The following is a 26,034-nucleotide window of genomic DNA, read 5'->3' on the forward strand; positions in this document are numbered from 1 at the left end:
CTCGACGCGGAGTCGGACTTCCGCGGTGGTGTGGCCGGCAGTCCGCCGGCTACACCACTGTCAGGGTAACTACGGAGCCTTCAGGCACCCTCTTCTTCACCGGGTCCTGATCCCGTACCGTGCCGAAGAAGCCGCCGAGGATATTGTTCACCCGTACCTCGAAGCCCAGCGCACGCAGCGCGTCTTCGGCTTCCTTGGCTTGTTTCCCGATGAAACTGGGGACTTCAACGAGCTTGGGTCCGTCTGAGATGGTCAGCGTCACCGTGCCGCCCTTGGTCAGGGTGCCGGTCGCAGGCGACTGCGCGGCAACCGACCCCTTGGGCACGTGCCTGTCGTTGACTTTGTCCTTCGCGACATCGGCCTTGAGCCCGGCCGACTCGATGGTTTCGACGGCGGCGTCCTCCTCCAGCCCGACGACTGACGGAACGGGGATCGGCTGCGGACCCTTGGAGACGGACAGGGCTACCGGAGTGCCATGGCGCGCTGGGGTTCCTGCGGCGGGATCCTGGGCCAACACAACGCCGGCGGCAACGGCGTCATCAAATTTTTCACTAACTGTACCTAGCGCCATTTCGGCCTGGTTCAGTGCATTTTTCGCATCGTCAAGTGTTCCGCCGGTCAGTTTCGGGAGTTCGAACAGTTGCGGCCCCTTGGAAACAAACAGGGACACGAGCTGGAACTTCCTGGTCTCTGTGCCGGCAGTCGGGTCGGAGCCCACAACGAGGCCGGACGGAACGTCGTCGTCAAAGACATCGTTGGTACGCGACTGGAACCCCGCCTCGCTCAGCAGTTGCTGGGCCTGGGCCACTGACTTGTTGGCGACCGCCGGAATGGTGCCCGGCGACCCGGGGCCCATGCCGAAGAACCAGCCGGCTCCTGTGGCAAGCAACGCGATGATGACCAGGACCACCACCCAGAGGGCGCCGCGGCGCCGCGGGTTCCCCTCCCGCAGACTCCGGACCGGGGTCGCCGCAGCCCTGGACCTTGCCTTCTCGTCCTCCCTGTCGAGCTTGCGGCGGGCGCGTTTGCTGAGGGGGATCGCTGCCGGGACGGCGTCTTGAGCATCTGGCCTGTAGTGCGCTTCCGGCCGGAACTGTTCGCCTGGCCGGTAGTCGGCGTCGGGCGGATACAGGGCATGCGGAGCGTGCGGTGGGTGCTGTGGCTGCGGCCGGGAGAAGGACGACATCACGGCGGTGGGGTTGTTGGTGCGGGCGATGATCTCGGTCTGGTTCTGCTGGCCTTCTTGGGTCGCGGCAGGCGGCCTGAGGTCCAGTTCGGCATCCGTGAGGTTGGTCCGGATGTGGCGGAGTTCCTGCAGCAGGGCGTTGCCGTCCACCGGGCGGTTCTCGGGATCGTTTGCGGTGCACCACCGGACGAGTTCATCCACCTCTGCGGCGAGGCCAGGCACTAAGGCCGACGGCGGACCGACCGTTTCATTCACGTGCTTGTACGCAACCTGGATGGGGACCTCGCCGTCGTACGGCTGCTGGCCGGTCAGCATCTCATAGAGCATGATGCCCACCGAATAGATATCACTCCGGGTGTCAGCCTGCTTTCCCAGCACAAGCTCGGGGGAGAGATAACCCACCGTACCGATCAGCGTCCCGGTACTCGTTGACGTCGTTACTGCCCGGGCCAGTCCAAAGTCGCCGATCTTGATCCGGCCGTCGTCCGCGATCAGGACGTTCTCCGGTTTCACATCCCGGTGGATCAGCCCCGCGGCATGGGCCGCGCCGAGTCCCTGCACTACCGGATCAATCAGGGCAAGGGCCAGGCGGGGAGGCAGCGCACCTTTGGATCTGATGACGTCCCGGAGGGTGTGACCCTTGATGTGTTCCATGACCAGATAAGCCGTCTGGCCGTCGTTACCCTGGTCCAGGACTCCCACCACATGGGCGTGGGACAGCTTCGCGGCGGCTTTCGCCTCGCGGCCCAGCCGGTCCAGAAACGTCTCGTCGGTGGCGAGGTGGGGATGAAGGACCTTCAGGGCAACATCGCGTTCCAGCCGAAGGTCCGTTGCCAGATATACGGTGGACATGCCGCCGCGCGCGAGTTTGGAGCGGACGGCGTAGCGGTTGTCCACCAGCGTTCCAACGAGACGGTCTGACACTTGTTCCTGCACCCTACGATCCTAATCCCGCATGGAAAAGGGTCCGAACCGACGTGCGGTCCGGACCCTTATCGTTACCCCGTTGGGCCGGCTTCAGCAAGCCCGGGGAACCATGGCGCGGTGGCTCTTTAGCCGAAGTTCTTCTGGTGCGCCTTGATGGCAGCTACGTAGGCTTTGGTGTCGTCGTACATGCCGTATTTGCTGACAGAGTACTGGCCCTGGTAGTACCCCGCAATTGCTGTGTCGAGGTCCTTGCTGGTGGCGATAAGCCGCTTGATGATCGCCACGCCGGCCGTCGCGTTGTCGTAGGGGTCCAGCAGGTTCAGCTTCCGCCCTACGAGGTCTGAGGCCCACTGCCCGGAGGACGGGATGACCTGCATGGTGCCGATCGCGTTGGCAGGTGACACCGCACGCTGGTTAAAGCCGGACTCCTGGTGCGCGAAGGCGAGGGCCAGGGTGGGGTCCACTCCCATCTGGCGTGCTGTGTCGGCCACAATTGCGCGCATCTCGGCCCGGGACGGTACGGGAGAGGCGTTCAGCAAGGCCTTGTTCTCATTGGCAGAGCTCACAACGGCAGCGGGGTAGGTGAAACCCAGGAAGGAGCTCGGCACCAGCGGGGCGGCGGGTGCCGCCGGGGTGGAGGAAGCGGGTTGAAGGGAGGCGCCGGGAATGACCAGCTTGTTGCCGGGGTAGATGACAGTGGTCATGCTCAGCTGGTTGGCCGCGAGAATGTCCGAGAGCTTGACGCCGTGCCGGGAGGCGATCGCTGACAGGGTGTCCCCGGCCTTGATCGTGTATGAACTGCCGGGAGCGGGCGCAGCAGGAGCTGGTGCGGGAGCCGGCGCAGCAGGAGCGGGAGCGGGCGCTGCGGGAGCGGAAGTAGGCTGCACGGCCGAAGCCGGTGCAGCCGGGGCTGCGGGAGCACCTGCGCCGACTTTGATCTTCTGGCCGGGGTAGATGATGGAGCGCATGTTCAGGCCGTTCCAGCTGAAAACGTCCGACAGGCTGACCTTGTGCCGGGCCGCGATGGCGCCGAGCGTATCGCCGGACTTTACGGTGTAGCTGCCTCCGGCATTGGCCGGAGCGGCCGCGGCAGGGGCCGCAGGAGCCGGGGCGGGGGCGGAACCCGTGCCAGACAGCTTGATCTTCTGGCCGGGGTAGATGATTGTGTTCGGCTGGAGGTTGTTGAGCTTAAGGACCTCGTACGTTTCCAGCCCGAATTTGCCGGCGATTCCGCTGATGGTGTCGCCCCGGGCAATGGTGTATTCCGCGGGAGCCGCCGGCTGCATGGGCTGGAAGGCAGCCGGAATAGTCGTGGAAACCGAGGCCGCCGGGATCAGGGCAGCCTTAGGTTCGGCTGCCTGGGCCTTCATCGCGGCGGCAAGGGTTGCCGGGATAGCACGGGCAGGGGCCTCTGCGGCAGCAGGCTGGGCGAGGGCCAACGACGACAGGACAACCGCAGGAAGCGCTGCTGTGGTGACAGCAATCATGGGCAGGCTCTGCCTGGAGGGCTGCTTTGGCGAGCGGGACGTCGTCATGGAAAGAATCCTCTTCTTCAACTGCCGGGGGCGGGAGATGCGATGTGACTATTGATACTAGTGTTACTTAAGTTATTGATGTTTCAAATGTGATCTATGTGAATCTCTCACGAAAGTTCGCCTAGCACAAGAATTCCGCCCCACGCAGAATAAAGAGTTTTATGGAGTGTCGCGTGATTCGCGGCAGTGGCGGCCAATCCCGACTAGGCGGCAGGGCTCCGGCCGTGGCAACCTTGAACCGTGAGTAACGTAGAAAGCCTTGTGGGCGAGTGGCTGCCCCTGCCGGATGTCGCGCAGTTGTTGGACGTTTCGATTACGAGAGTCCATGGCCTTATTGATGAACGCGCTTTGGCGGCCCTGCGGGTCGGGGAGCGCCGGATACGTTCAGTTCCGGCCGCGTTTATCCTGGACGGCCAGGTTGTCGACAGCCTCAAAGGGACCATTGTGGTCCTGGCGGACGCCGGCTATTCCGACGAGGATCTCATCGTCTGGCTGTTTACCCCCGACGAGTCGCTCCGCGGCCGGCCGATTGATGCATTGCGGGAAGGCCGCAAGACGGAAATCAGGCGCCGGGCCCAGACCCTGGCCTGGTAAGCAGCACAAAGGGCCCGGACGACGCCGGGCCCGCGGACGTGCCCAAGACGGGCGCCAGCGTCAGGATGCGCGGCTGACCGTCGCTTCCGCCAGCTTCCGCAGGGCAGTCTTGGGCAGTTCTTCCAGCGGCAGCTGTTCCAGTGCGTCATACGCCGCGGCGCCAAATTCGTTGATCAGCACTTCAGTGGCCTGAAGGGCCCCCGACTCTTCGATGATCCGGCGGATCTCGGCCACATCGGCGTCACCCAGGTCAGGGCTGCCCAGCTTCGCATCGATAAACGCCGATTCTGCGGTTGATGCCTGGCCCAGCGCGAGGGCAATGAGTACGGTCCGTTTGCCTTCGCGGAGATCGTCACCTGCCGGCTTGCCCGTGGTGACAGGGTCCCCAAAGACGCCCAGGACGTCGTCGCGCAGTTGGAACGCCTCGCCCAGCGGCAACGCGAAGGCCGAGTAGCCCCGGAGCAACTCGTCCGGAGCGTCCGCCAAGGCGCCGCCAAGCGCCAGCGGGTGCTCAGTGGAATATTTGGCGGACTTGAACCTGATGATGGACTGTGCCCGTGTCACTGCTCCGGCCCGGTCCCGGACAGGACCGGCCACTTCCTCCAGGATGTCAAGATACTGCCCCGCCATCACCTCGGCACGCATGAGGTTGAAGATCAGCCGTGCCCTGCTGCCGGCAGCCGCCTGTGCGCCGATGTCCGTGAAGGCCTCCTCGCTGAACGAGAGGCAAAGATCCCCGGTGAGGATCGCGGCTGCCTGCCCAAACCGCTCGCTGTCCAGGGCCCAGCCCTGCGCGTGGTGCAGCTGGCTGAAGCGGCGATGCACGCTGGGGCCGCCCCGCCGCGTGTCCGAGCGGTCAATGATGTCGTCATGGATCAGGGCAGCTGCCTGGAAGAGCTCCAGGGCCGATCCCGCCGTCACGATTTCCTGGGCCGCCGGCTCGCCGCCCGCGCCGCGCCATCCCCAGTAGCACATCAGCGCACGGAGCCTTTTGCCGCCGGTCACCAGGTTGGAAATGGAACCCATGATGGGATCGATATCGGGTGATATGGCGGCCATCAGGGATTGCCGCGTGGTGAGGAAGTCTGTCAGCTCACCGGCAACGGCGGCGACGAATGCAGTCTGCTCAATCCTTAGCTGCTCTGAAACGCTCACTTGGCTGACTCAGCAGCCACGTTGGCGCCGATGGTGAACGTGGAAACACCGGCCGCTTCGACGGCGGCGATGTTGACCGTCTCGGAGTCGTTCCGGACGAAGTCCTTGGAAGCAACGGCGCCCACTGCGTCGCCGGGGACGGCTTTGAATCCCTGCGCCTCCAGGTGCTTTGTGTAGAAATCCACGACGGCGGCAGTCGGGGCATTGATGCTTGCCACGAGTGCCGCGGTGGCGGGCGTTGAGGTCTTGTCAAAGCTGCTCGAAATCACCGTGGCGCCGGGCATCAGGGGAAGCAGCGTTTCCGGGAACCCTGCGACGATTGTCCCAACAGTGGCGGAAGTTCCCGGCGACGCCGTCGGACTGGCGGAGGCGGTGATGCTGGCGCCGTCCGACGCTGGTGAGGAGGTAACTGGGGAGGATGATGTCACTTCGGGCTCCGCGGGGCTGCAGGCAGCGAGGGCCAGTATTGCGCCCGCGGCCAGTGCCGCTAATCCTGTTGGCTTAAGACTTCTCATGACGGTCACAGGGACTGTCCTCCTGGTGTTGATGCCGGATTCAGCCTCCAGTTTAGTCAGTACCAACCGATACAATTGCCGGTGTGGGGCCTGAGCGGAACAACCAGTACACCGAAGCGGGTCTTCGTGAGCTCCGGCGTAACTGCATCATGCACGTGGACATGGACGCCTTCTTCGTCTCCGTGGAGCTTCGCACGCGGCCGGAACTCCGCGGCAAACCGGTGATCGTTGGATTTCCCGCGGACCGCTCAGTGGTCCTCTCGGCGTCGTATGAAGCACGCGCGTTCGGGGTGAAGTCCGCCATGCCCATGGTGGTCGCCGCCAGGATGTGCCCCAAAGCGGTCATCATTGAACCGCGCCACAAGCTGTACTACGAGGTTTCCGCCCAGCTGATGGAAATCTTCGAGTCCATCACCGATCTCGTGGAACCGCTGAGTGTGGACGAAGCCTTCCTGGACGTCGGCGGCGCCATCCGCCGGTTGGGACCCCCGCGCGTCATCGGTGAATTGATCCGGCGCCGGGTGGCTGCCGAACTGGGCATTACGGCCTCCGTGGGCATTGCAGCCAGTAAGTTCGTGGCCAAGATTGCTTCCACGCGTTGCAAGCCGGACGGGCTGTTGTTGATTGGACCCGACGAGACAGTGCCCTACCTCCACAGCCTGCCCGTCGGGGCCTTGTGGGGAATCGGCGCGAAGACGACGGACGTCCTTGCCCGGATGGGCATCCGGACGGTGGCGGACGTGGCAGCCACGCCGGTGTCCTCCCTTAGGAAAATGCTGGGTGCCACCGGTGAGCACGTGTACCGGTTGTCGTGGGGGATCGATCCGCGGCCTGTGACCCCCGTGAGGCTCGAGAAGAGCATCGGGGCTGAGGAGACGTTCGCCGTGGACACGGGCGATGACGGGCTGATCGCCCGGGAATTGCTGCGGCTTTCCCACCGGACGGCAGGACGGCTGCGGAGTTCGGGGATGGTGGCACGGACGGTGGCGTTGAAACTCCGCTACGCCGACTTTTCCACCATCACCAGGAGCCGCACTGTGCACACACCCCTGGACAGCGCCCAGCTGATTTACGCCGTGGCCATCCAGCTCCTGGAATCATTGGGGAGCCGTCCCATGACCGTGCGGCTTGTTGGCATCCGGGCCGAGCAGCTCGAAGACACCGCCAACACGTCCCTTCAGCTGAGCCTTGACCGCCGGGATGACAACTGGCGGGCAGCAGAACAGGCCCTGGACGAGGTCAGCCGGAAGTTCGGAAACAAATCGATTCTCCCCGCCAGCCTGCTGGATTCGGGAAACGGGTCTTAGCCTGGCGCCGGCACCATGCGTGCGTGTTTCGGGAAGGTGATGGCCGTCTTTCAGAACGGCCCCCGACAAACTATCCTTATATGTACATAGTTCTCAGTTATTGCCGGACTTCTTGGACATGCTGCAGTTCCAAAGGCCCGCATGCCGGTGTTCGCTTTCCGCCATCGTCGGCGGGGCGGGAACCTCCCGGGCATGCCGGTCGTTATCGGAGCAGTAGTACGGGATGGGACCAGCCCGGACGTTGGCCTACTTAAGGAGGTCGTGATGCCGCTCTCGGAGCACGAACAGAAGCTGCTGGAGCAGCTGGAGAAGCAGCTGCACGAGGACGATCCGAAATTCGCGAATTCCATGGGTTCGGATCCCGGGCGAACGTGGTCCACCCGTCACATCGTGATTGGTGTGCTCTGCACCCTCGCGGGGATCGCCGTGCTCCTGGTCGGCGTTACAGTCCCGAACATCTTTGTCGGTGTCCTGGGCTTTGTGGTTATGGGCGGCGGTGTGTACTTCGCCACAATGCGCAACGCTGCAGGCGGCAAGCAGCGCTCCGCACCTGGCACAGGTAAGTCCGGAAAGCCCAGGAGTTCATTTATGTCCAGCCTGGAAGAGCGCTGGGACGAGCGCCGCCGCGACGAATCCTAAGGCAGCGCCTGCAAGTCCGGTGCAATGGCCATAGGTTCAGGCCTGCCCTCCATTTCGCTCCCCACGGTCAGGATGACCGCAGCAGAAGACCCGCCACGGCGGGTCTTCTGCGTTTAACCCGCAACAGGTAGCGGCCGGTGCCCTTTTGCGCGCTGGAAACGACCCCTACTGCGGCCCGGATGAGCGGCCGGACGCCCGCGGATCCGCCGTCAGCGTCAGATGAAAGCCCGACGTCGGCCTGGCACCGCCGTCGGGCAGATATGGTTCGCACCGAAACGGCGCCGGGCCCTCCACTTCCATCCACCGCCTGCTCCCGCGCCATTTGGGGGACGAAGGCCTGAAATGGGGGAATATTGGCTTGATTTGCGTTGACTGTGGTGGAAAGTGGAGTAATGTGGAGGACATAAGAGGGTAGTTGCAACACAGGGGATGTGCAGTTCCTGACGGCAGACAGGCGGTGGGCCAGTGTTTCTGGGCACACACTCGCCACGTCTGGACGAAAAGGGCCGAATTATCCTCCCTGCGAAGTTCCGTGAGGAGCTTGCCAGCGGGCTTGTTCTCACCAGGGGACAGGAACGGTGCATCTACGTCTTCAGTGAGCAGGAATTTGCACGTGTCCACGAGCAAATGCGGGAGGCGCCCATTTCCTCCAAGCAGGCCCGGGACTACATCCGCGTCTTTCTCTCTGGAGCCTCGGACGAGGTACCTGACAAGCAGGGGCGCATCACCATTCCGGCCGCGCTCCGGGAGTACGCAGGCCTCGGCAGGGAACTGGCCGTCATCGGTGCAGGAACCCGGGCCGAGATCTGGGATGCCCAGGCCTGGAACGAGTACCTCGCGGAGAAGGAAACCGCCTTCTCCGAAACCGACGACGCCATTCCGGGGATCCTGTGATCACCTGAACGGCCCGGCGGACGCTTCTTGAACGAGATCTCCAGCCGCCCATCGGACAGTCAACCTGGCTCACTTCCCCGGAGCCAGGCCGGCAGGACGATAGGCGCGGATGGGGATCTGGCCCAAGAAGCAGCACTACCAACACCCACGGCAGGAAAGGACGAAGGCATGAACGATCACCCGAAGCCAACGTCCGAACGCCATGTGCCGGTCCTCAAGGACCGGTGCATCAATTTGTTGGCCCCCGGCTTCGAAGCTGCCCGCCTCCGAGGTGAGACCCCCATCGCGATTGATGCGACCCTCGGCATGGGCGGCCACTCTGAAGCCATGCTGGAGCGTTTCCCGGATCTGCACCTGATCGGCATCGACCGTGATGAGGAAGCCCTGGCACTGGCAGGGGAGCGGCTGGCGCCTTTCGCTTCCCGGACCGACCTGGTCCACGCCGTCTACGACGAAATCGCCGAAGTCCTCGAAGACCTGGGCGTGGCACAGGTTCATGGCATCCTGATGGACCTGGGCGTTTCATCCCTGCAGCTGGACCAGCGTGAGCGTGGCTTCGCCTATTCCTTTGACGCTCCGCTGGACATGCGGATGGACACCAGCCGCGGGCAGACCGCAGCAGATGTGGTTAACAACTACAGCGAAGAGGATCTCGTCAGGATCATCCGGAAGTGGGGCGAGGAGAAGTTCGCCGGCAGGATCGCCAACAGGATTGTCGCGGCGAGGACAGTTAAGTCTTTCGCCACCACCGGGGAACTCGTGGAACAGATCCGCTCCGTGGTGCCGGCGGCAGCCGCCAAATCGGGCGGCCACCCGGCCAAACGGACGTTCCAGGCACTGCGCATTGAAGTGAACGAGGAACTCGACGTGCTGGAGCGCGCTGTTCCTGCCGCCGTGGCAGCAACGGCCCTGGGCGGACGCATCGTGGTGATGTCTTACCACTCCCTCGAGGACAAAATCGTCAAATCAGTTTTCCAGGCTGGCTCCAAATCCTCCGCGCCGCTCGGATTTCCGGTGGAGCTTGAGGAACACAAGGCCTTCCTCAAAACCCTGACCAAGGGCACCGAGGTACCCACCGCCGTCGAGATTGCAGAAAATCCGCGCGCAGCCTCCGCCAGGCTGCGGGCCGTGGAACGTATCAGAGCCAGGAGAGAAGCATGAGCACTGCCGCCGTCAAGAACTTCCCGGTCGTTTCCGGCAGCAGCGCCCCGGCGATCAGGTCGCTTCCTTCTGGCACCGGCCGCAGGGAACGCACACCCCTGTCTGTGGTGCGTTCCGCCCCCAAGAAGCGCCGTGCGCCGTTTGTGGTGATGTGTTTCGCCTTGCTCGCTGTTGCGCTCGTAGCCGTGCTGGTCCTGAACATCTCAGTCTCTACCTCCCAGTACCAGCTGGTGGAACTGAGGGGTAAGCAAAGCACGCTGACCAAGCAGAACCAGGACCTGACACAGCAGGTCCAGAACTTCGAGGCGCCCCAGAACCTGGCGGCAAAGGCCTCAGACCTGGGCATGGTGGCTTCGACCGTCAAAGGCCAGATCGACCTCTCCACCCTTGCCGTCACGGGCAAGGCAACTCCGGCGGTGAAGGGTGGCGCGGCTGGATCGGTTATCCCTGCTCCAGCTGTAGAGGGAGTGCTCACCGTGGTTCCCCCGGCGACGAAGTGGGAGCCGCTGACGAACCGTAAACCGGCTGCCGAGGAACCGGCCCCTGCTGCGGCCCCTGCATCGGCCCGGGCAGCGGCACCTGCCGCTGCAGCACAGCCGGCTGAAGCGCCCGCACCACCGGCACGTGCCGTGGAGCTCCACGGCGGTTCGGTTCCAGCACCCGAACAGAAGGTGCCCGGGTCTAACCGGTAGCCGCTGAAGGACAACCAGTCAGGTAATAAACAGGCAACAAGGCGAGCAGCAAGGGAATCACGGTGGCGCAGAGGACGGGCAGGGCAAAAAGCGGCAAGGCCCCTAACGCCACCAAGCGGCTGCGCCTCGGCCTGGGCATTATGCTGACGCTGCTATTAGTGGTGGGCGGCAAGCTCTTTTTCGTCCAGGGGCTCGACGTCGGCGGGATGGCCGCAGCTGCGCTCGATTACCGGATGCGCGAGACTTCCCTCCCCGCCGAACGCGGCAGCATCCTTGGCGCCAACGGGACGGTCCTGGCCAACAGTGTGATCCGCTACAACGTTGTGGTTGACCAAACCACCAACACGAAGACAGAGAAGTTCTGGCGCCTGGAGGAGGGCGTGGACAAACTTGTTGAAGTCAGCCGGGAGCAGGGCATCAGCGAACTCGCGGCTGTCCTGGGCATGGACGCTGACGAACTCAGGAACGCCGTGACGGGCGAATCGAAGTACCACATCGTCGCCAAGGACCTGAAGCCGGATGTCGAGCTCAGGGTCTCGGATCTCAGTATTCCCGGCATCGTCACTGAGGGCGTCAGCAAACGCGTGTATCCGAACGGTTCCGTGGCCGGCGGTATTATCGGCTTCCTCCAGGACGGCAACACCGGCCAGGCGGGGATCGAGCAGACCCAGGATGGGCTGCTGCGCGGGAAGGACGGCAAGCGGCTCTTCGAGATCGGTGCCGACGGTCTCCGGATTCCGGTCGGCGTGGATGACCTGACACCGCCGGAGGACGGCAAGGACGTCAAGCTCACGCTCAATTCCGATCTCCAGTATTTCGCCCAGCAGGCCATTCAGAGCCAGTCAGACAAACAGGGCGCCGAGTGGGGTGTCATCACGGTGATGGACGCCAAGACCGGTGACATTGTCGCGATGGCGGACACTAATGCCCCGGATCCGAACGATCCCGGACGGGTGGCTGCCAAGGACCGCGGCGTGCGCTCCGTTACCGCAGCGTATGAGCCCGGCTCGGTACAGAAGATGATCACGGCCGCCGCCTTGATTGAAGAAGGAAAATCCAGCCCCCTGGATACGTTCACTCTCGGACCGTCGTACACCGTGGACGGCCAGACCTTCACAGACGCCTTTACCCATGGCACCGAAGAGCGCACGCTCGCCGGCATCCTGGGTTGGTCAATGAACACCGGCACCGTGGCGGCCGGGTCGCGGCTGACCAAGGAACAACGGTACGACTGGCTTAAGAAATTCGGCATCGGCGAAGCCCCGGACATTGGATTGCCGGCTACGGCCTCCGGCATTCTCACACCGGCTGACCAGTGGGACGGCCGCCAGGAATACACGGTGCTGTTCGGCCAGGGCGTATCGCAGTCCACCCTGCAGACAGTCCGAGCCTTCCAGACGATCGCCAACAACGGTGTGATGCTCCAGCCGCGCCTGATTGACGCGTACGTTTCACCGGACGGAACAGAGGAGAAAGTCGCCCCGCAGCCTTCCCGCCAGGTGGTGTCGGACGGCACCGCGCAGCAGGTCCAGGACATCCTGGAAAGCGCGGTGACCGAAGGCCAGATCAAGGACGCCGCAATCGACGGATACCGGGTGGGGGCAAAAACCGGAACCTCTGAATCGCCGTGCGACGACGGGAAGTCAGGGTTCTGCGGCTACACCGCTTCCATTGTGGGGATGGCACCGATGGATGATCCCCGGTTTATTGTTGAGGTGGTACTGCAGCGTCCCAAGGGCAATATCTACGGCATTACGCAGGGGCCGGTGTTCCGCTCGGTTATGAGCCAGGCACTGCGCACCTACAACGTCCAGCCGTCCGCGGGCGAACCGGCCAGGCTGCCGCAGTACGCCAAGTAGCATCAAGCCAGGCAGCAGTTCCCTTATTGCCCGCAGCGGAAGCAGTCTCCCGCGGGCATGATCCACTAGTACCACCATCGGAGATTCCCTTGTCAGAGCAGAACGCATCAGCCAGCAACGCGGGGCCGGCAGGGGCACCGGCCCCCGCTCGGTTCAGGCCTACGGCAGTTGCTGCGGTCCGCCTGGACACGATCGGCGACGCGATCGGTGTGCAGGTCCCGGGCGCCTCCGCTGCCGTCAGCGTCACGGGAATTTCACTGAACTCGCGAGCCGTGGAACAGGGCGACCTGTATGTGGCGCTGCCGGGTGCTTCCCGCCATGGCGCAGACTTCGTGTCGCAGGCGGTCGGCAGGGGAGCGGTGGCAGTCCTGACCGACGACGCCGGTGCACGCCTTCTCGCGCTGTCAGCGGATACCGCCGTCCCCGTCCTGGTGGTGGACGGACCGCGCAACGTGGTGGGGCCGCTGTCCGCCATGATCTACCAGAGCCAGCCAGCAGTTGGGCGGACGCCGCGCTTGTATGGTGTAACGGGAACCAACGGCAAGACCACCACCACGTACTTCATCAACGCCTTGCTCCGTGCGCTCGGGCAGCAGACCGGCCTGATCGGAACCATCGAAATCCTGGCCGGCGGAGAACCGGTTCCCAGCCTCCTGACCACGCCTGAGTCACCGGATCTCCACGGCTTGCTCGCCCTCATGCGGGAACGGGGACTGGACGCCGCGTCCATGGAAGTCTCCTCCCACGCCGTGTCCTTTCAGCGGGTGGACGGTGTGCACTTCGACGTTGCCGGTTTCACGAACCTGACGCAGGACCATCTGGATCTGCACGGCACCATGGAGGACTACTTCGCCACAAAGGCGGAACTGTTCACGCCGGGCCGTGCCCGCAGGGCTGTGGTGACGGTCGACGACGAATGGGGCCGCAGGCTTGCGGCCACGGCACGGACCCCGGTCACCACCCTCTCGATGACACCCGGCGGAGCTCCCACCGACTGGACCGTAACGGCCACCGCCGCGCGTGGGCTGGGTACCGACTTCAGCCTGCAGGGACCCGACGGCGTTACACTGAATGTCCACACCGGCCTGCCTGGCGCTTTCAACGTCGCCAACGCCGCACTGGCCACCGTAATGGTCTTGGCCAGCGGAATGGACGCCGCCACCGTGCAGGCCGCCCTGGACCACCACGACCCGTTCACCGTGGCGGTACCGGGACGCATGCAGCTCGTATCCGAAGAACCGGCGGCTGTAGTGGACTTCGCCCACAACACTGATGCCCTGGCACGCGCACTGGAAGCGGTCAGGTCACCGCTGCCCGGCTCCCGGGTGATCGTGGTTTTCGGAGCCACCGGACAGCGCGACCAGGGCAAGCGTCCCGCCATGGGCGCCGTCGCAGCAAAGATGGCCGACATCGTCATCGTCACGGATGACGACCCCCACGACGAAGACCCTGCAGCCATCAGGGCAGATGTGCTGGCGGGCGCACGGTCGGCGCGCGAACAGGAATCTCCGGAGTGTGTCATCGAAGAGGTTTATCCCCGCGACGCCGCCATCCGGCGCGCCGTGGAACTGGCCGGTCCGGCCGACACCATTCTTGTGGCCGGCCGCGGCCATGAGGTCTGGCAGGAAGTCAAGGGCGTCAATCTTGCACTGGACGACCGTGTGGAACTGCGGAACGCCTTGACAGCCAGGGGATTCACCGTTCTCCGAGACGACCGGATAGAGTCCTAGACCGAGATGATTGCACTTACTGCGGCGGAAATCGCCGATATCACACACGGACGCCTGAACGCCGATCCGGGGATCACGCCCCTTTCGGTGGTCACCGATTCGCGCGAGTCTGCCGCCGGGTCGCTATACGTGGCGAAACCTGGCGAGCACGCTGATGGCCACGACTTCGTTGCCGCCGCCTTCAGCCGGGGTGCGGTGCTGGTCCTCGCCGAGCGCCCCGTAACGGGCCCGGACGGCGTCAACTATCCGGCCGTCCTGGTAGAGGATGCCGTGCTGGCCATGGGCGCGCTGGCCGCCGAAGCGGTCCGTCGGATCCGCCTGGCCCGTTCTGCCGCAGGCGACCCCCTGACCGTCATCGGGATCACCGGTTCCGCCGGGAAGACCACCACGAAGGACCTCCTCGCCGGCATCCTCACCCAGCAGGGCGCGACCGTTGCCCCGCAGGGGTCCTACAACGGCGAGGTGGGCGTACCGCTCACCGTCTTCCTCGCCGACACCCAAACGCGGTACCTGGTGATCGAGATGGGCGCCACAGGCATCGGGCACATTCGCTACCTGGCCGACATGGTGAGGCCTGACATCGGCGTCGTCCTCGGCATCGGCACTGCCCACGCCGGGGAGTTCGGCGGTGTGGACAACATTGCCCAGGCCAAGGGCGAACTGGTGGAGGCCCTCGCCGCCGGCGGCACCGCCGTCATCAACCTCGACGACGACCGCGTCGCTGCCATGCGCAGCCGCACCGCCGCCACCGTGCTGGGCTTCTCGGCCGAAGGACGCCCTGACGCGACCGTTCGGGCCGAGAATCCGGACACAAACGCTGAGGGCAACCCGGAATTCGAGCTCGTCCTGCCCGGCGCCGAAACAGGCCTGCACGTCAGCAGCCGCCTCATCGGCGCCCACCACACCGGCAACCTCCTCGCCGCAGCAGCGGCCGCGCACGCGGCCGGAGTGTCCGGCAAGGACATCGCCGTATCGCTGAGCACACAGTCAGCAGCCAGCCGTTGGCGGATGGAACGCACTGAACGTGCTGACGGCGTGACCATCATCAACGACGCCTACAACGCCAACCCGGAGTCCATGCGGGCGGCCCTGCGCACGCTGGCCGACCTTGGCCGCGGACGGCGCACCTGGGCCGTCCTGGGCGCGATGCTGGAACTGGGACCCGATTCAATCCGTGAACACACCGTCGTGGGCACCCAGGTGGTCCGCCTGAACATTTCCCGGCTGGTCGTCGTCGGCCGCGAAGCCCGCGCACTTTACGTTTCCGCCGTCCAGGAGGGTTCCTGGGGCGACGAATGCGTCTTTGCCGAAACCGCCGAGGACGCCTATGTGCTCCTCAACGCCGAGCTTGAGCCCGGCGACCTGGTGCTTTTCAAGTCGTCCAACAGCGTTGGACTGCGGCACCTGGGCGATCGGATAGCATTACCCCCACGATCCACGGAACCCACCGATGAAGGGAGCGAGCTGCTGTGATTGCACTACTGATCGGCGCAGGACTTGCCCTGCTATTTGCCTTGGTGGGAACGCCGCTGTTTATCCGCTTGCTTGTCCGCAAGAGCTACGGCCAATTCATCCGTGATGACGGACCCACGTCCCACCACACCAAACGCGGTACGCCCACCATGGGCGGCACCGTGGTGGTGGGTGCGGTCCTGCTCAGCTACGGGCTGACCCACCTGATTATGTGGATGATGAACCCGGACTCGTCAGGCCCCTCCGCCTCGGCACTGATCCTGCTCTTCCTGATGGTCGGCATGGGGCTGGTGGGCTTCCTGGACGATTTCATCAAAATCTCCCGCCAGCGGAGCCTTGGCCTGGACGCGAAGGCCAAGCTCATCCTCCAGGCCGCGGTAGGCATAGCCTTCGCCATCCTGGCCCTGAACTTTCCCGACCCGGACGGCCTTACGCCGGCCTCGACCAAAATCTCCCTGGTCCGCGACATTCCCTGGCTGGACCTGGCCTTCGCGGGCACGGTGGTCGGCGCAATCCTCTTTGTCCTCTGGTCCAACCTGATCGTCACGGCGGCGACCAACGGCGTGAACCTGACGGACGGCCTGGACGGTCTCGCTGCCGGTGCCTCGGTCATGGTCTTCGGTGCCTACACGCTGATGGGCATCTGGCAGAACAACCAGGCCTGCGGGTCACCGAGGGAAGCCGGCAGCGGCTGCTATTCCGTCCGCGACCCCCTGGACCTGGCGCTCCTGGCAGCCATCCTGAGCGCCGCCCTCGTGGGATTCCTCTGGTGGAATACCTCCCCGGCCAAGATCTTTATGGGTGACACCGGGTCATTGGCCATCGGCGGCGCGGTCGCCGGCTTCGCCATCCTGTCGCGGACGGAACTGCTGCTGGGAATCATCGGCGGCCTGTTCGTCCTGATTACCCTGTCCGTGATCATCCAGGTGGGCTACTTCAAGGCCACCGGCGGTAAACGCGTCTTCAAGATGGCACCGCTGCAGCACCACTTCGAACTCAAGGGCTGGGCAGAAGTCACGGTGGTGGTCCGGTTCTGGATCCTGGGCGGGCTCTTCGTGGCCGTGGGCCTGGGTGTCTTCTACGCTGAATGGGTTGTGCTCCTGTGACTGTTTCTCCCCGCCTGCAAGACCTGGTCAGTTGGGATTCTGACTGGGAAGGGCTGCGCGTTGCAGTCACCGGCGTCGGAGTATCCGGGTTCGCCGCGGCAGATACTCTCATCGAACTCGGTGCCCGGGTGGTGGTGGTTGATGCCGCCATGTCCGAGACAGCTAAGGCACAGGCCGACACCCTGAAGATCGTCGGCGCCGTCGACGTGCTCCTGGGCGAGGAAGCCGTCAACAGGATCCCCAAGATCGAAGGCAGCTTCCCCGACCTCATCGTGACCTCGCCGGGTTGGCGGCCTGACCAGGCGCTCCTGGCGGCCGCTGCGCGCGCCCACATTCCGGTCTGGGGCGACGTCGAGCTTGCCTGGCGCCTGCGGGTCCGGGCCGGGCACAAGACCGCTGACTGGCTGACCATCACCGGCACCAACGGCAAGACCACCACTGTGGGCCTGACAGCGTCGATGCTGCAGGCCGCCGGCCTGAAGGCCATCGCGGTCGGCAACGTGGGCACCCCCATCCTGGACGCCCTCCGCGACCCCGTGGAATACGACGTCTTCGCGGTTGAACTATCCAGCTTCCAGCTGCACTGGGCTGAAACGCTGTCGCCGGTGGCCAGCGTCTGCCTGAACGTGGCTGAGGACCACGTTGACTGGCATGGTTCCTACAATTCCTACCTCGCGGACAAGGCCAAGGTCTATGCGCGGACCCAGAAGGCCTGCATCTTCAACGCGGAACAGATCGAGACCGAACGGATGGTTGAGGACGCGGACGTTGTGGAGGGCTGCCGGGCCGTCGGCTTCACCACACTAACGCCGGCCATCAGCATGCTCGGCGTGGTGGAGGGCCTGCTCGTGGACCGCGCGTTTATCGAGGAACGCAGGGACAGCGCCGCCGAGCTGGCTTCGATGACCGACCTGGGGCAGTTTGCGCCCAGGCACATGGTGGCGAACGCCCTTGCGGCTGCAGCCCTGGTCCGGGCATACGGTGTGGATGCGAAGGCCGTGCGCCAGGGCATCCAGGACTACGTGCCGGGGAACCACCGCATCCAGCCGGTCGCCAAGCAGAACGGCGTGCTCTGGGTTAACGATTCCAAGGCCACCAACCCGCACGCAGCAGCCGCGTCACTGGCCACCTTTGAAAACGTCATCTGGATCGCGGGCGGCCTGTCCAAGGGCGTCAGCTACGACCACCTGGTCCGGGACCACGCCGCCCGGCTCAAGGCTGTTGTGCTCATCGGTACGGACACCGCCGCGCTGGCGGACGCCTTGCAGCGACACGCGCCGGATGTCCCCGTGATCACGACGCCGCCGGGCGACACTGAAAATATGCAGACTGCCGCAACGGGCGGGGCCACCACGGGCAGCTCGCCGGATTCCGGTGCGGCCGTGATGTCCCGGGCCGTTGCGTCAGCGGCGCAGCTGGCGGCATCAGGCGACACCGTGCTGATGGCCCCGGCAGCTGCTTCCATGGATCAGTTCTCTTCCTATGCTCACCGCGGCGACGCCTTTATTGAAGCTGTCCGCGAGCTGGTGGAAGGGCAGGCCCAGACCGGCGAGGAGTAACAATGGTCAGCACGCCCACCCGGTCGCCGGCGTCCCGGCCGCGCGCCGGGAAACCCGCTTCGCCCGTAAAGTCCACCATCACCCTGCCGGACCGGATCCGGGACTGGTACCAGGCCTTCTGGTCCACGCTGGAAGGAACCGGCACCTCCAAGAACGGCTCAACGTATTACCTGATCCTTGGTTCCACGCTGGCCCTGACCGCCATCGGCATCATGATGGTGCTGTCGGCCTCCAGCGTCGAATCCATCGCTGCGGGAAAGTCGCCCTACGGCGACGCCCTCAAGCAGGGGATGTTCGCCGCCATCGGCATCTTCACCATGTTTGTCCTCTCCCGCATCAACGTGGTCTGGCTGAAGCGGCTGGCATGGCCGGGGCTGGGCGGGGCCCTTGTCCTCCTGGTCCTGGTGCAGCTGATCGGAGACGAAGTCAACGGCAACAAGAACTGGATCGACCTGGGCGGCATCACCTTCCAGCCGTCCGAGGCGTCCAAGCTGACTCTGGCGCTGTGGATGGCCACTGTCCTGGCCAGGAAAGGGAAGCTGCTGCGGCGCTGGCCCCACGTGCTGATCCCGGCCGTGCCGCTGGCGGGCGGGGTCATCGGCCTGGTCCTGCTGGGCAATGACCTGGGCACCGCCATGATCATCATGATGATCACTGCTGCCGCCCTCTTCTTCGCGGGAGTACCGCTGTACCTGTTCGGGTTCGCCGCACTGGCCGCAGCCGCCGGCACGGCCGTCATGGCCATCACCAGCTCAAACCGCATGTGCCGCATCACCTCGTGGTGGACGGGCCAGTCCTGTGCCGACGGCATTGACGCCAACTACCAGGCCACGAATGGGCTCTACGGGCTTGCGTCCGGCGGCTGGTTCGGCGTCGGCCTCGGCCAAAGCCGGCAGAAGTACAGCTGGATCCCGGAAGCCCATAACGACTTCATCTTCGCCATCATCGGCGAGGAACTCGGCCTGGTGGGCACCGTCGTCGTGCTTGTCCTTTTTGCCATCCTTGGCGCCGCCATCTACCGCGTAGTGGTGGCGCAGGAGGATATGTTCCACCGGGTGCTGGCCGGCACCATCATGGTGTGGCTGCTGGGGCAGGCCACGGTCAACATGGCCGTGGTGACGGGGCTGATGCCGGTGATCGGCGTACCGCTGCCGTTCATTTCCTACGGCGGTTCGGCACTGCTGATGTCGCTCTGCGCCGTGGGGGTGGTGCTCTCGCTTGCCCGCGAACAGATGGCGCCTGCCCTCAGGCCGAAGAAACTGCTCAAATTCGGCGCCAAGAAGGCCGGGGGATCGGCTGGCCGCAAACCTGCTGGCCGGAAAACCGCCGGCACGACAACCGCTGCCCGCAAAACCGCCAGCCCCACAACAACCGCAAGAAAGCGTACGTAGCACCAGATGACTTCCCAGAACCTGTCCATTGTCCTGGCGGGCGGCGGAACCGCCGGCCACATCAGCCCACTTCTGGCCATCGCGGCCGCCCTGCGTGCCGCCGTGCCCGGCGCCAGGCTGCTCGCCGTCGGCACGCCCGCCGGCATGGAAACCCGGCTGGTGCCCGCCGCCGGCCTTGAACTGGCCACCATCGACCGGGTGCCGTTTCCGCGGGAACCTTCCATTGACCTCCTCAAGCTGCCCGCACGGCTGGCCGGGGCGGTCAGGCAGTCCGGACGCATCCTCGACGACGCCTCGGCCGACGTCCTGGTGGGCGTCGGCGGCTATGTCTGCACACCCCTGTACCTCGCCGCCCGGCGCCGGGGAATCCCCATCGTGATCCATGAGGCCAATACCAGGCCCGGCCTGGCCAACCGGGTGGGATCGTTCCTGACCCATCACGTCGCCACCGCCTTCGACACCACGCGCCTGCGTCACGCCCGCCATGTGGGCATGCCCATGCGGACCGAAATCTCCAGCCTGGACCGGGACACTGCCCGCGCCGCCGCCCGCGAAGAACTGGGCCTGGATCCCACCTCGCCCACGCTGATTGTGACCGGCGGTTCCTCCGGCGCCCAGAGCATCAACCGCGCGGTCGCTGCCGCCGTCCAGGACCTTGGCGCGGCGGGGATCCAGACACTCCACATCACCGGCCGCGGCAAGACGGTTTTGGGGCCCGACGGCGGCCCGCTCGCCGCGCCGGGCTACCGGCAGCTGGAGTACGTGGACGGCATGGAACGGGTGTACGCAGCCGCGGACGTGCTGCTGGCGCGGTCCGGAGCGGCCACGGTCTGCGAAGTGGCCGCCGTGGGAGTGCCGGCAGTGTTTGTCCCGCTGCCCATCGGCAACGGCGAGCAGGCGCTCAACGCGGCGGGGCTCGTGAACGCCGGTGGCGCACTCCTGGTCCAGGATAAGGACTTCACCGCGCAGTGGGTGGCCGGTATGCTTATCCCCCTGGTCACCGACCCCGGCCGCCTGGCCACCATGGCCGCCAGCTCGCGCCGCCTTGGCATCAGAAACGCCGATCAGCGCATGGCTGACCTTGTCCTGGAAGCGGTATCCGCATGATCCCCACAAACATCCGCAGCCAGGAGTCCCTGGGCCGAGTACATTTCATCGGCATCGGCGGGGTGGGAATGTCCGCCGTGGCCCGCATCATGGTGGCCCGCGGCGTCGCCGTCAGCGGATCGGATGCCAAGGACCTTCCGGTGATGGCGGAGCTGGCTGCCGCCGGCGCGAGGATCGCCGCCGGATACGCCGCAGCCAACCTGGGCAATGCCCAGACCGTGGTGGCCGGCTCGGCGATCCGTGCGGACAACCCCGAACTGGTGGCCGCGCGTGCGGCGGGCCTGCCCGTGCTGCACCGCTCGGAGGCGCTGGCGGCCACCATGGGGGACGACCTCGTAGTGACCGTGGCAGGCACTCACGGCAAGTCCACCACCACCTCCATGATCACCGTCCTGCTCCAGGGCGCCGGGATGGATCCGTCGTTTGCGATCGGCGCCAACGTGCCTGCGCTCGGCGTCAATGCCGCCCACGGCACGTCAGGGGTCTTTGTGGCCGAAGCGGACGAGTCCGACGGCTCCTTCCTGAACTACCGGCCAAAGATTGCCGTGGTCACCAACGTCGAACCCGATCACCTGGACCACTACGGCACCGCAGAGGCCGTCTACGAGTCCTTCGACCGCTTTACGGCGCTGCTTCCGGCCGACGGCGTCCTGATTACCTGCGCTGACGACGCCGGCGCCGCAGCCCTGGCAGAGCGCACGCTCGCCCGCGGCAACACCAGGGTGGTGCTGTACGGCACCTCGGACGGGTCGGACCTGGTGCTGCACGACGGCGGCCCGGGGGACGTGGCGGTTTCCTCACCGGCCGGGCGGTTCGCCCTGGACCTGCAGGTCCCGGGTAGGCACAACGCGCTGAACGCCGCCGCCGCCGTCGCCGTCGCGCTGGAGCTGGGGGTCGACGCCGACGCTGCCGCGCGTGCCCTGGCGCACTTCGCGGGCGCTTCGCGGCGCTTTGAACTGAAAGGGGAGGCGCGCGGCGTGCGCGTCTATGACGACTACGCCCACCACCCCACCGAAGTCCGGGCCGCCCTGACGGCTGCACGGTCAGTGGCCGGCGGGCACCGCGTCCATGTTTTGTTCCAGCCGCACCTGTTCTCCCGCACCAGGGAGTTTGCCAGGGAGTTCGCAGATGCGCTGAACCTGGCAGACACGGCCCTGGTCCTGGACATATACCCCGCGCGCGAAGATCCCATCCCCGGAGTCAGCAGCCAGCTCATCGCCGAGCACCTGTCGCCCGGCGGACGCCTGGTGGAGCCGGGCGGGGCGGTTGCTGCCCTTACGGACGCCGCCGGGCCCGGCGACATCATCCTGACCGTCGGGGCAGGGGATGTCACGGCTTTCGGACCGCAGATCGTGCAGGCTCTCAGTGGGTAGACCGCGCCGGCCCACCTACGCTTCACCGGGCAGGCGGCAGCCACCCGCGCCAGCGGAACCGGAGGTCATCTCGGCCTCCAAACGCGCCCCCGAGGCGGACACCCCGTCTTTGCCCGACCGCAAGAATGCGAAGTTCGCGGACCGGAACCCGCCGTCAGACAAGGCACCAGCAGGCAAGGCGCCGGCAAGCAAGGCGCCGGCGGGCACCGACAATGTGCTGGCCTTCCCGGAGCCGCCCGGAAAACGCCTTAAGCGGAACATCCTGGTGACCCTGGGCACTGTCCTGGCGTTGGTCTGCGCGCTGCTGGCCGCCGCAATCTTTTCGCCGGCACTCGCCGTAGGCACCGTCACGGTGTCCGGGACCCGGCTCGTCACCACGGAACAGGTGCAGGCCGCACTGGAGCCCCTGAAGGGCAAACCCCTGCCCCAGATCAGCGATGAGGAGGTCAGCCGCCTCCTGGCGCCGCTCGTCCAGATCAAGTCCGTCTCAACCCAGGCACGCCCGCCGTCCGGGTTGATGGTCCAGGTTTTGGAGCGGGTCCCGGTGGCCCTGGTCAAGCAGGGGGAGCAGTACCAGTTGGTGGATGTGGACGGCGTGGTCCTGGCCAGCCCTGCGGACCCGGCCGCAGTTGCCCTGCCCGTGATCGACGGCGGCGCCGGAACCATCGGCAAGGACCTCTTCCAGGCCACCGCAGCGGTCCTCGGTGCACTCCCGCTGGACGTGCTGTCGAAGCTGTCCAACGCGTCCGCCCAGTCAGTGGACGCCGTTGAGCTCAAACTGGTGGACGGTCAGACCATCATTTGGGGGAATGCGGGGGAGAAGGAGCTCAAGGCCAAGGTGCTTGAAGCCTTGCTCAAAGTTCCCGCGGACCCGAAGAACCCCGTCCGTGTGTACGATGTGAGCGCGCCCCGGCATCCGGTGACGCGCTGAACGCTTTATTTACCCGGTATTCCCGCGACACGCGGCTCCGGTTATTGAATGTCCGAACCATAGGAAATAGCGTTCCAGACATGAGTTACTTGACATAACTATAACCTTCAACTCGAAGGTTAAGGTTCGAAGCTTCAAGCCCGACTCCACAGTTTTCGCAATAGGACACGAACAAGGGACACGTAACGTGGCAGCTCCGCAGAATTACTTGGCCGTCATCAAGGTCGTCGGCATCGGCGGCGGTGGCGTGAACGCAGTCAACCGCATGATCGAGGTCGGTCTTCGCGGCGTCGAATTCATCGCGGTCAACACCGATGCACAGGCATTGTTGATGAGCGATGCAGACGTCAAGCTCGACATCGGACGTGAGCTGACCCGCGGGCTCGGTGCAGGCGCCAACCCCGAGGTGGGCAAGCAGGCTGCGGAGGACCACGCCGACGAAATCGAAGAGGTCATCCGCGGCGCGGACATGGTGTTTGTGACCGCCGGCGAAGGTGGCGGCACGGGCACCGGCGGCGCCCCTGTGGTGGCACGCATCGCCCGGTCTCTCGGAGCGCTGACCATCGGTGTGGTGACCCGCCCGTTCACGTTCGAGGGCCGCCGTCGTGCGGGTTCTGCAGAGGCGGGCATCGACGCCCTCCGCGACGAAGTGGACACGCTGATCGTCATCCCGAACGACAGGCTTCTGTCCATCAGCGACCGCAACGTCTCCGTCCTGGACGCTTTCCGTTCCGCTGACCAGGTCCTGCTGTCCGGTGTCCAGGGCATCACGGACCTCATCACCACCCCCGGCCTGATCAACCTCGACTTCGCGGACGTCAAGTCCGTGATGCAGGGCGCAGGCTCCGCGCTGATGGGCATCGGCTCCGCCCGCGGTGAAGACCGTGCGGTGAAGGCTGCCGAGCTCGCCATTGCATCGCCGCTGCTGGAAGCCTCCATCGACGGCGCCCATGGTGTCCTGCTCTCCATCCAGGGCGGTTCCGATCTTGGCCTGTTCGAAATCAATGAAGCTGCCCGCCTGGTCCAGGAAGTGGCCCACCCCGAAGCCAACATCATCTTCGGTGCCGTGATCGACGACGCACTCGGTGACGAGGCCCGTGTCACGGTCATTGCCGCCGGTTTCGACGACGTCAAGGCCACCTCTCCCTCCATGGACCAGTCGCAGCCGCAGGTTGCGCCGCAGCGGCCCGCAGCGGCACCCGCGCCGGCTCAGGCCCCCACTTCGGGTGGCAGCCACCAGCACAACGTCCAGCCGGTCCACGCCGGAGTCGGCGCGTCAGGCCTGAGCAACTGGGGCCAACAGCGCCCGTCGTCGGTCCCCGCCGATTCAGGCTTCGACGTCGACCTGCCCTCGGTAGTGGAGCCGGACCTCTCGGGCAACCGCGCCGATGACCTGGATGTCCCCGACTTCCTGAAGTAGGGCCCGGGTTGTTCTATTGGCGGGCCGAAGTGTCTGCTGGTGTGAGTGTGGCGTTCTCAGACACCCAGGCCGGCAATCTTGCCCTGCACGTCGGGGACAACGCCGCTGATGTTCTCCAGCGCCGGGAGGCGCTGGAGAACGCTGCCGGCCTAACCCGTGGTTCCCTCCGGTTCATGGAGCAGGTCCACGGCACTGCGGTGGAAATGATGGAGCCGGCCACGCCAGCGCCGACCGCCGATGCCATGGTGTCGCGGGGGCTGCCGCTTGCGGTGATGGTGGCCGACTGCATCGCGGCAGTACTCGTAGGGGAAGGACCTGACGGTCCGGTCCTCGCCGCCGTGCACGCAGGCCGCCCGGGGATAGAAAACGGCATTCTCCCGGCGACAGTGGAGCGGATGCGCTCAGCCGGGGCTACCGCCATCCGTGCCTGGCTGGGCCCGTCAATCTGCGGGCGTTGCTATGAGGTGCCCGCCGAACTGCGCGCCCAAGTAGCTGCCCAGGTGCCGGCGACGTGGGCTGCCACGTCCTGGGGCACGCCCGCACTGGATCTCCCAGCAGGGGCGAAGAGCCAACTTGAAGCTGCCGGCGTCGTCATCGAATATGCGGGTCCGTGCACGCTTGAAAACGAAGAGCTTTTCTCTTACCGCAGGTCCAACACCACCGGGCGCTTCGCGGGACTGGTGTGGTCGCATGAATGAGGGCACTGTGGAGGACAACGCCGAACGGATGGCTGATCTGGCGGAGCGCCTCGCCGCCGTGCAGCGTCGTATTGATGCGGCCGTCCAGGATGCAGGCCGGGCGGGGGACCTGCCCACGCTGATTGTGGTCACCAAGTTCCATCCGGCCGCCGACATCAGGCGCCTGGCTGCCCTCGGCGTCCGCGACGTCGGCGAGAACAGGGACCAGGAAGCCTCCTCGAAGGCGGCCGAACTGGCAGGCCTCGGACTCAACTGGCACTTCGTCGGGCAGCTGCAGAGCAAAAAATCGAAATCCGTGGTGAAGTATGCCCATGCGCTCCATTCCGTGGACCGGCTGGCCCTGGTTGATGGCCTTGAGCGTGCCATCGCCGCGGAACAGGAGCGTACGGGCCGGGGAGCCCTGGACTGCTTCATTCAGGTCAGCCTCGACGACGACGACGCCGGCGCGCATCGCGGCGGCGTGGCCGCCGCGGAGGTACCACTCCTGGCCGAGCGGCTGGCGGCTGCGGCAGGACTGGAACTGGCCGGCGTTATGGCTGTCGCCCCGTTGGGCACCAGTCCTGAGGCGGCGTTTGAAAAGCTGGCGGCCATCTCGGCGGCCTTGGTAGCGGAGCATCCCGGCGCAACCGCCATCTCGGCGGGCATGAGCCAGGACCTGGAAGCGGCCATCCGTTTCGGTGCGACACACCTGCGAATCGGTTCCGATATTCTCGGATCGCGTCCTGACGTGGGGTAGCGTCGAACCCATAGGAAGTGAATGGCGGGGGATTCAAGGCTGTCAA

22 protein-coding genes are annotated in these 26,034 nt (G+C 65.4%); 18 read left to right on the forward strand and 4 right to left on the reverse strand.

Translation table 11 applies throughout. From position 1 onward, the window contains the following. Positions 1 to 49: 49 nt before the first annotated feature. Complete coding sequence (gene pknB, locus ACX80M_RS14505) at positions 50 to 2,122, reverse strand: Stk1 family PASTA domain-containing Ser/Thr kinase (RefSeq protein WP_459309891.1); 2,073 nt, start codon at positions 2,120 to 2,122, stop codon at positions 50 to 52. A gap of 116 nt (positions 2,123 to 2,238) precedes the next feature. Further along, positions 2,239 to 3,648 (reverse strand): lytic transglycosylase domain-containing protein, encoded by a 1,410-nt coding sequence (locus ACX80M_RS14510; protein WP_252614028.1) that lies wholly within the window; start codon positions 3,646 to 3,648, stop codon positions 2,239 to 2,241. Between the two features lie 240 nt (positions 3,649 to 3,888). Between ACX80M_RS14510 and ACX80M_RS14515 the strand changes: the two genes are divergently transcribed. Continuing rightward, positions 3,889 to 4,242, forward strand: a complete 354-nt coding sequence (locus ACX80M_RS14515) for an Rv2175c family DNA-binding protein (RefSeq protein ID WP_058929391.1) — start codon at positions 3,889 to 3,891, stop codon at positions 4,240 to 4,242. Between the two features lie 60 nt (positions 4,243 to 4,302). Here ACX80M_RS14515 and ACX80M_RS14520 read toward each other — a convergent pair whose 3' ends face one another. Both ACX80M_RS14520 and ACX80M_RS14525 read right to left on the reverse strand, forming a co-directional pair. Next, complete coding sequence (locus tag ACX80M_RS14520; RefSeq protein ID WP_252600729.1) at positions 4,303 to 5,397, reverse strand: polyprenyl synthetase family protein; 1,095 nt, start codon at positions 5,395 to 5,397, stop codon at positions 4,303 to 4,305. After that, positions 5,394 to 5,921: a hypothetical protein gene (locus tag ACX80M_RS14525; RefSeq protein WP_459309892.1), complete on the reverse strand. Its 528-nt coding sequence runs from the start codon at positions 5,919 to 5,921 to the stop codon at positions 5,394 to 5,396. The genes ACX80M_RS14520 and ACX80M_RS14525 overlap by 4 nt, the downstream gene beginning before the upstream one ends. 140 nt (positions 5,922 to 6,061) lie before the next feature. Here ACX80M_RS14525 and dinB point away from each other — a divergent pair, with 140 nt between their 5' ends. The 17 genes from dinB (at position 6,062) to ACX80M_RS14610 (ending at position 25,988) form a co-directional block, all read left to right on the forward strand. Further along, positions 6,062 to 7,219 carry a DNA polymerase IV gene (dinB, locus tag ACX80M_RS14530; protein ID WP_256470901.1) on the forward strand — a complete coding sequence of 386 codons (1,158 nt, stop codon included), beginning with the start codon at positions 6,062 to 6,064 and terminating at the stop codon, positions 7,217 to 7,219. A 264-nt stretch (positions 7,220 to 7,483) separates the two neighbouring features. Continuing rightward, complete coding sequence (locus ACX80M_RS14535) at positions 7,484 to 7,858, forward strand: DUF3040 domain-containing protein (RefSeq protein WP_252600732.1); 375 nt, start codon at positions 7,484 to 7,486, stop codon at positions 7,856 to 7,858. 465 nt (positions 7,859 to 8,323) lie between these two features. After that, positions 8,324 to 8,752, forward strand: coding sequence for a division/cell wall cluster transcriptional repressor MraZ (gene mraZ / locus ACX80M_RS14540; RefSeq protein ID WP_058929387.1), 429 nt, complete (start codon positions 8,324 to 8,326; stop codon positions 8,750 to 8,752). Between the two features lie 168 nt (positions 8,753 to 8,920). After that, positions 8,921 to 9,913, forward strand: coding sequence for a 16S rRNA (cytosine(1402)-N(4))-methyltransferase RsmH (gene rsmH, locus ACX80M_RS14545; protein WP_252600736.1), 993 nt, complete (start codon positions 8,921 to 8,923; stop codon positions 9,911 to 9,913). Next, positions 9,910 to 10,605, forward strand: a complete 696-nt coding sequence (locus ACX80M_RS14550) for a hypothetical protein (protein ID WP_252614029.1) — start codon at positions 9,910 to 9,912, stop codon at positions 10,603 to 10,605. Before rsmH ends, ACX80M_RS14550 begins: the two co-directional genes overlap by 4 nt. Before the next feature lie 62 nt (positions 10,606 to 10,667). After that, complete coding sequence (locus ACX80M_RS14555) at positions 10,668 to 12,464, forward strand: peptidoglycan D,D-transpeptidase FtsI family protein (RefSeq protein WP_252609131.1); 1,797 nt, start codon at positions 10,668 to 10,670, stop codon at positions 12,462 to 12,464. 89 nt (positions 12,465 to 12,553) lie between these two features. Further along, a complete protein-coding gene (locus ACX80M_RS14560) occupies positions 12,554 to 14,194 on the forward strand; it encodes a UDP-N-acetylmuramoyl-L-alanyl-D-glutamate--2,6-diaminopimelate ligase (protein WP_252600743.1) in 1,641 nt (546 codons plus the stop codon). A 6-nt stretch (positions 14,195 to 14,200) separates the two neighbouring features. Beyond that, positions 14,201 to 15,667, forward strand: coding sequence for a UDP-N-acetylmuramoyl-tripeptide--D-alanyl-D-alanine ligase (locus tag ACX80M_RS14565; protein ID WP_459309893.1), 1,467 nt, complete (start codon positions 14,201 to 14,203; stop codon positions 15,665 to 15,667). Beyond that, on the forward strand, positions 15,664 to 16,773 hold the full coding sequence (gene mraY / locus ACX80M_RS14570) for a phospho-N-acetylmuramoyl-pentapeptide-transferase (protein ID WP_252600745.1): 1,110 nt from the start codon (positions 15,664 to 15,666) through the stop codon (positions 16,771 to 16,773). Before ACX80M_RS14565 ends, mraY begins: the two co-directional genes overlap by 4 nt. Next, positions 16,755 to 18,332 carry a UDP-N-acetylmuramoyl-L-alanine--D-glutamate ligase gene (gene murD / locus ACX80M_RS14575; RefSeq protein WP_459309894.1) on the forward strand — a complete coding sequence of 526 codons (1,578 nt, stop codon included), beginning with the start codon at positions 16,755 to 16,757 and terminating at the stop codon, positions 18,330 to 18,332. The genes mraY and murD overlap by 19 nt, the downstream gene beginning before the upstream one ends. A 2-nt stretch (positions 18,333 to 18,334) precedes the next feature. Then, complete coding sequence (gene ftsW / locus ACX80M_RS14580; protein ID WP_252600750.1) at positions 18,335 to 19,723, forward strand: putative lipid II flippase FtsW; 1,389 nt, start codon at positions 18,335 to 18,337, stop codon at positions 19,721 to 19,723. A 6-nt stretch (positions 19,724 to 19,729) separates the two neighbouring features. Then, complete coding sequence (gene murG, locus ACX80M_RS14585) at positions 19,730 to 20,830, forward strand: undecaprenyldiphospho-muramoylpentapeptide beta-N-acetylglucosaminyltransferase (protein WP_252600752.1); 1,101 nt, start codon at positions 19,730 to 19,732, stop codon at positions 20,828 to 20,830. Then, complete coding sequence (gene murC / locus ACX80M_RS14590; protein WP_252600755.1) at positions 20,827 to 22,203, forward strand: UDP-N-acetylmuramate--L-alanine ligase; 1,377 nt, start codon at positions 20,827 to 20,829, stop codon at positions 22,201 to 22,203. Before murG ends, murC begins: the two co-directional genes overlap by 4 nt. After that, positions 22,196 to 23,134: a cell division protein FtsQ/DivIB gene (locus ACX80M_RS14595; protein ID WP_252600758.1), complete on the forward strand. Its 939-nt coding sequence runs from the start codon at positions 22,196 to 22,198 to the stop codon at positions 23,132 to 23,134. The genes murC and ACX80M_RS14595 overlap by 8 nt, the downstream gene beginning before the upstream one ends. A 187-nt stretch (positions 23,135 to 23,321) precedes the next feature. Then, complete coding sequence (gene ftsZ / locus ACX80M_RS14600) at positions 23,322 to 24,554, forward strand: cell division protein FtsZ (RefSeq protein WP_252600760.1); 1,233 nt, start codon at positions 23,322 to 23,324, stop codon at positions 24,552 to 24,554. 8 nt (positions 24,555 to 24,562) lie between these two features. Further along, positions 24,563 to 25,252 carry a polyphenol oxidase family protein gene (locus ACX80M_RS14605; protein ID WP_252600763.1) on the forward strand — a complete coding sequence of 230 codons (690 nt, stop codon included), beginning with the start codon at positions 24,563 to 24,565 and terminating at the stop codon, positions 25,250 to 25,252. Next, on the forward strand, positions 25,245 to 25,988 hold the full coding sequence (locus tag ACX80M_RS14610) for a YggS family pyridoxal phosphate-dependent enzyme (RefSeq protein WP_252609133.1): 744 nt from the start codon (positions 25,245 to 25,247) through the stop codon (positions 25,986 to 25,988). The genes ACX80M_RS14605 and ACX80M_RS14610 overlap by 8 nt, the downstream gene beginning before the upstream one ends. The last annotated feature ends 46 nt before the right edge of the window (positions 25,989 to 26,034 follow it).

Source organism: Pseudarthrobacter sp. MDT1-22, from assembly GCF_054511035.1.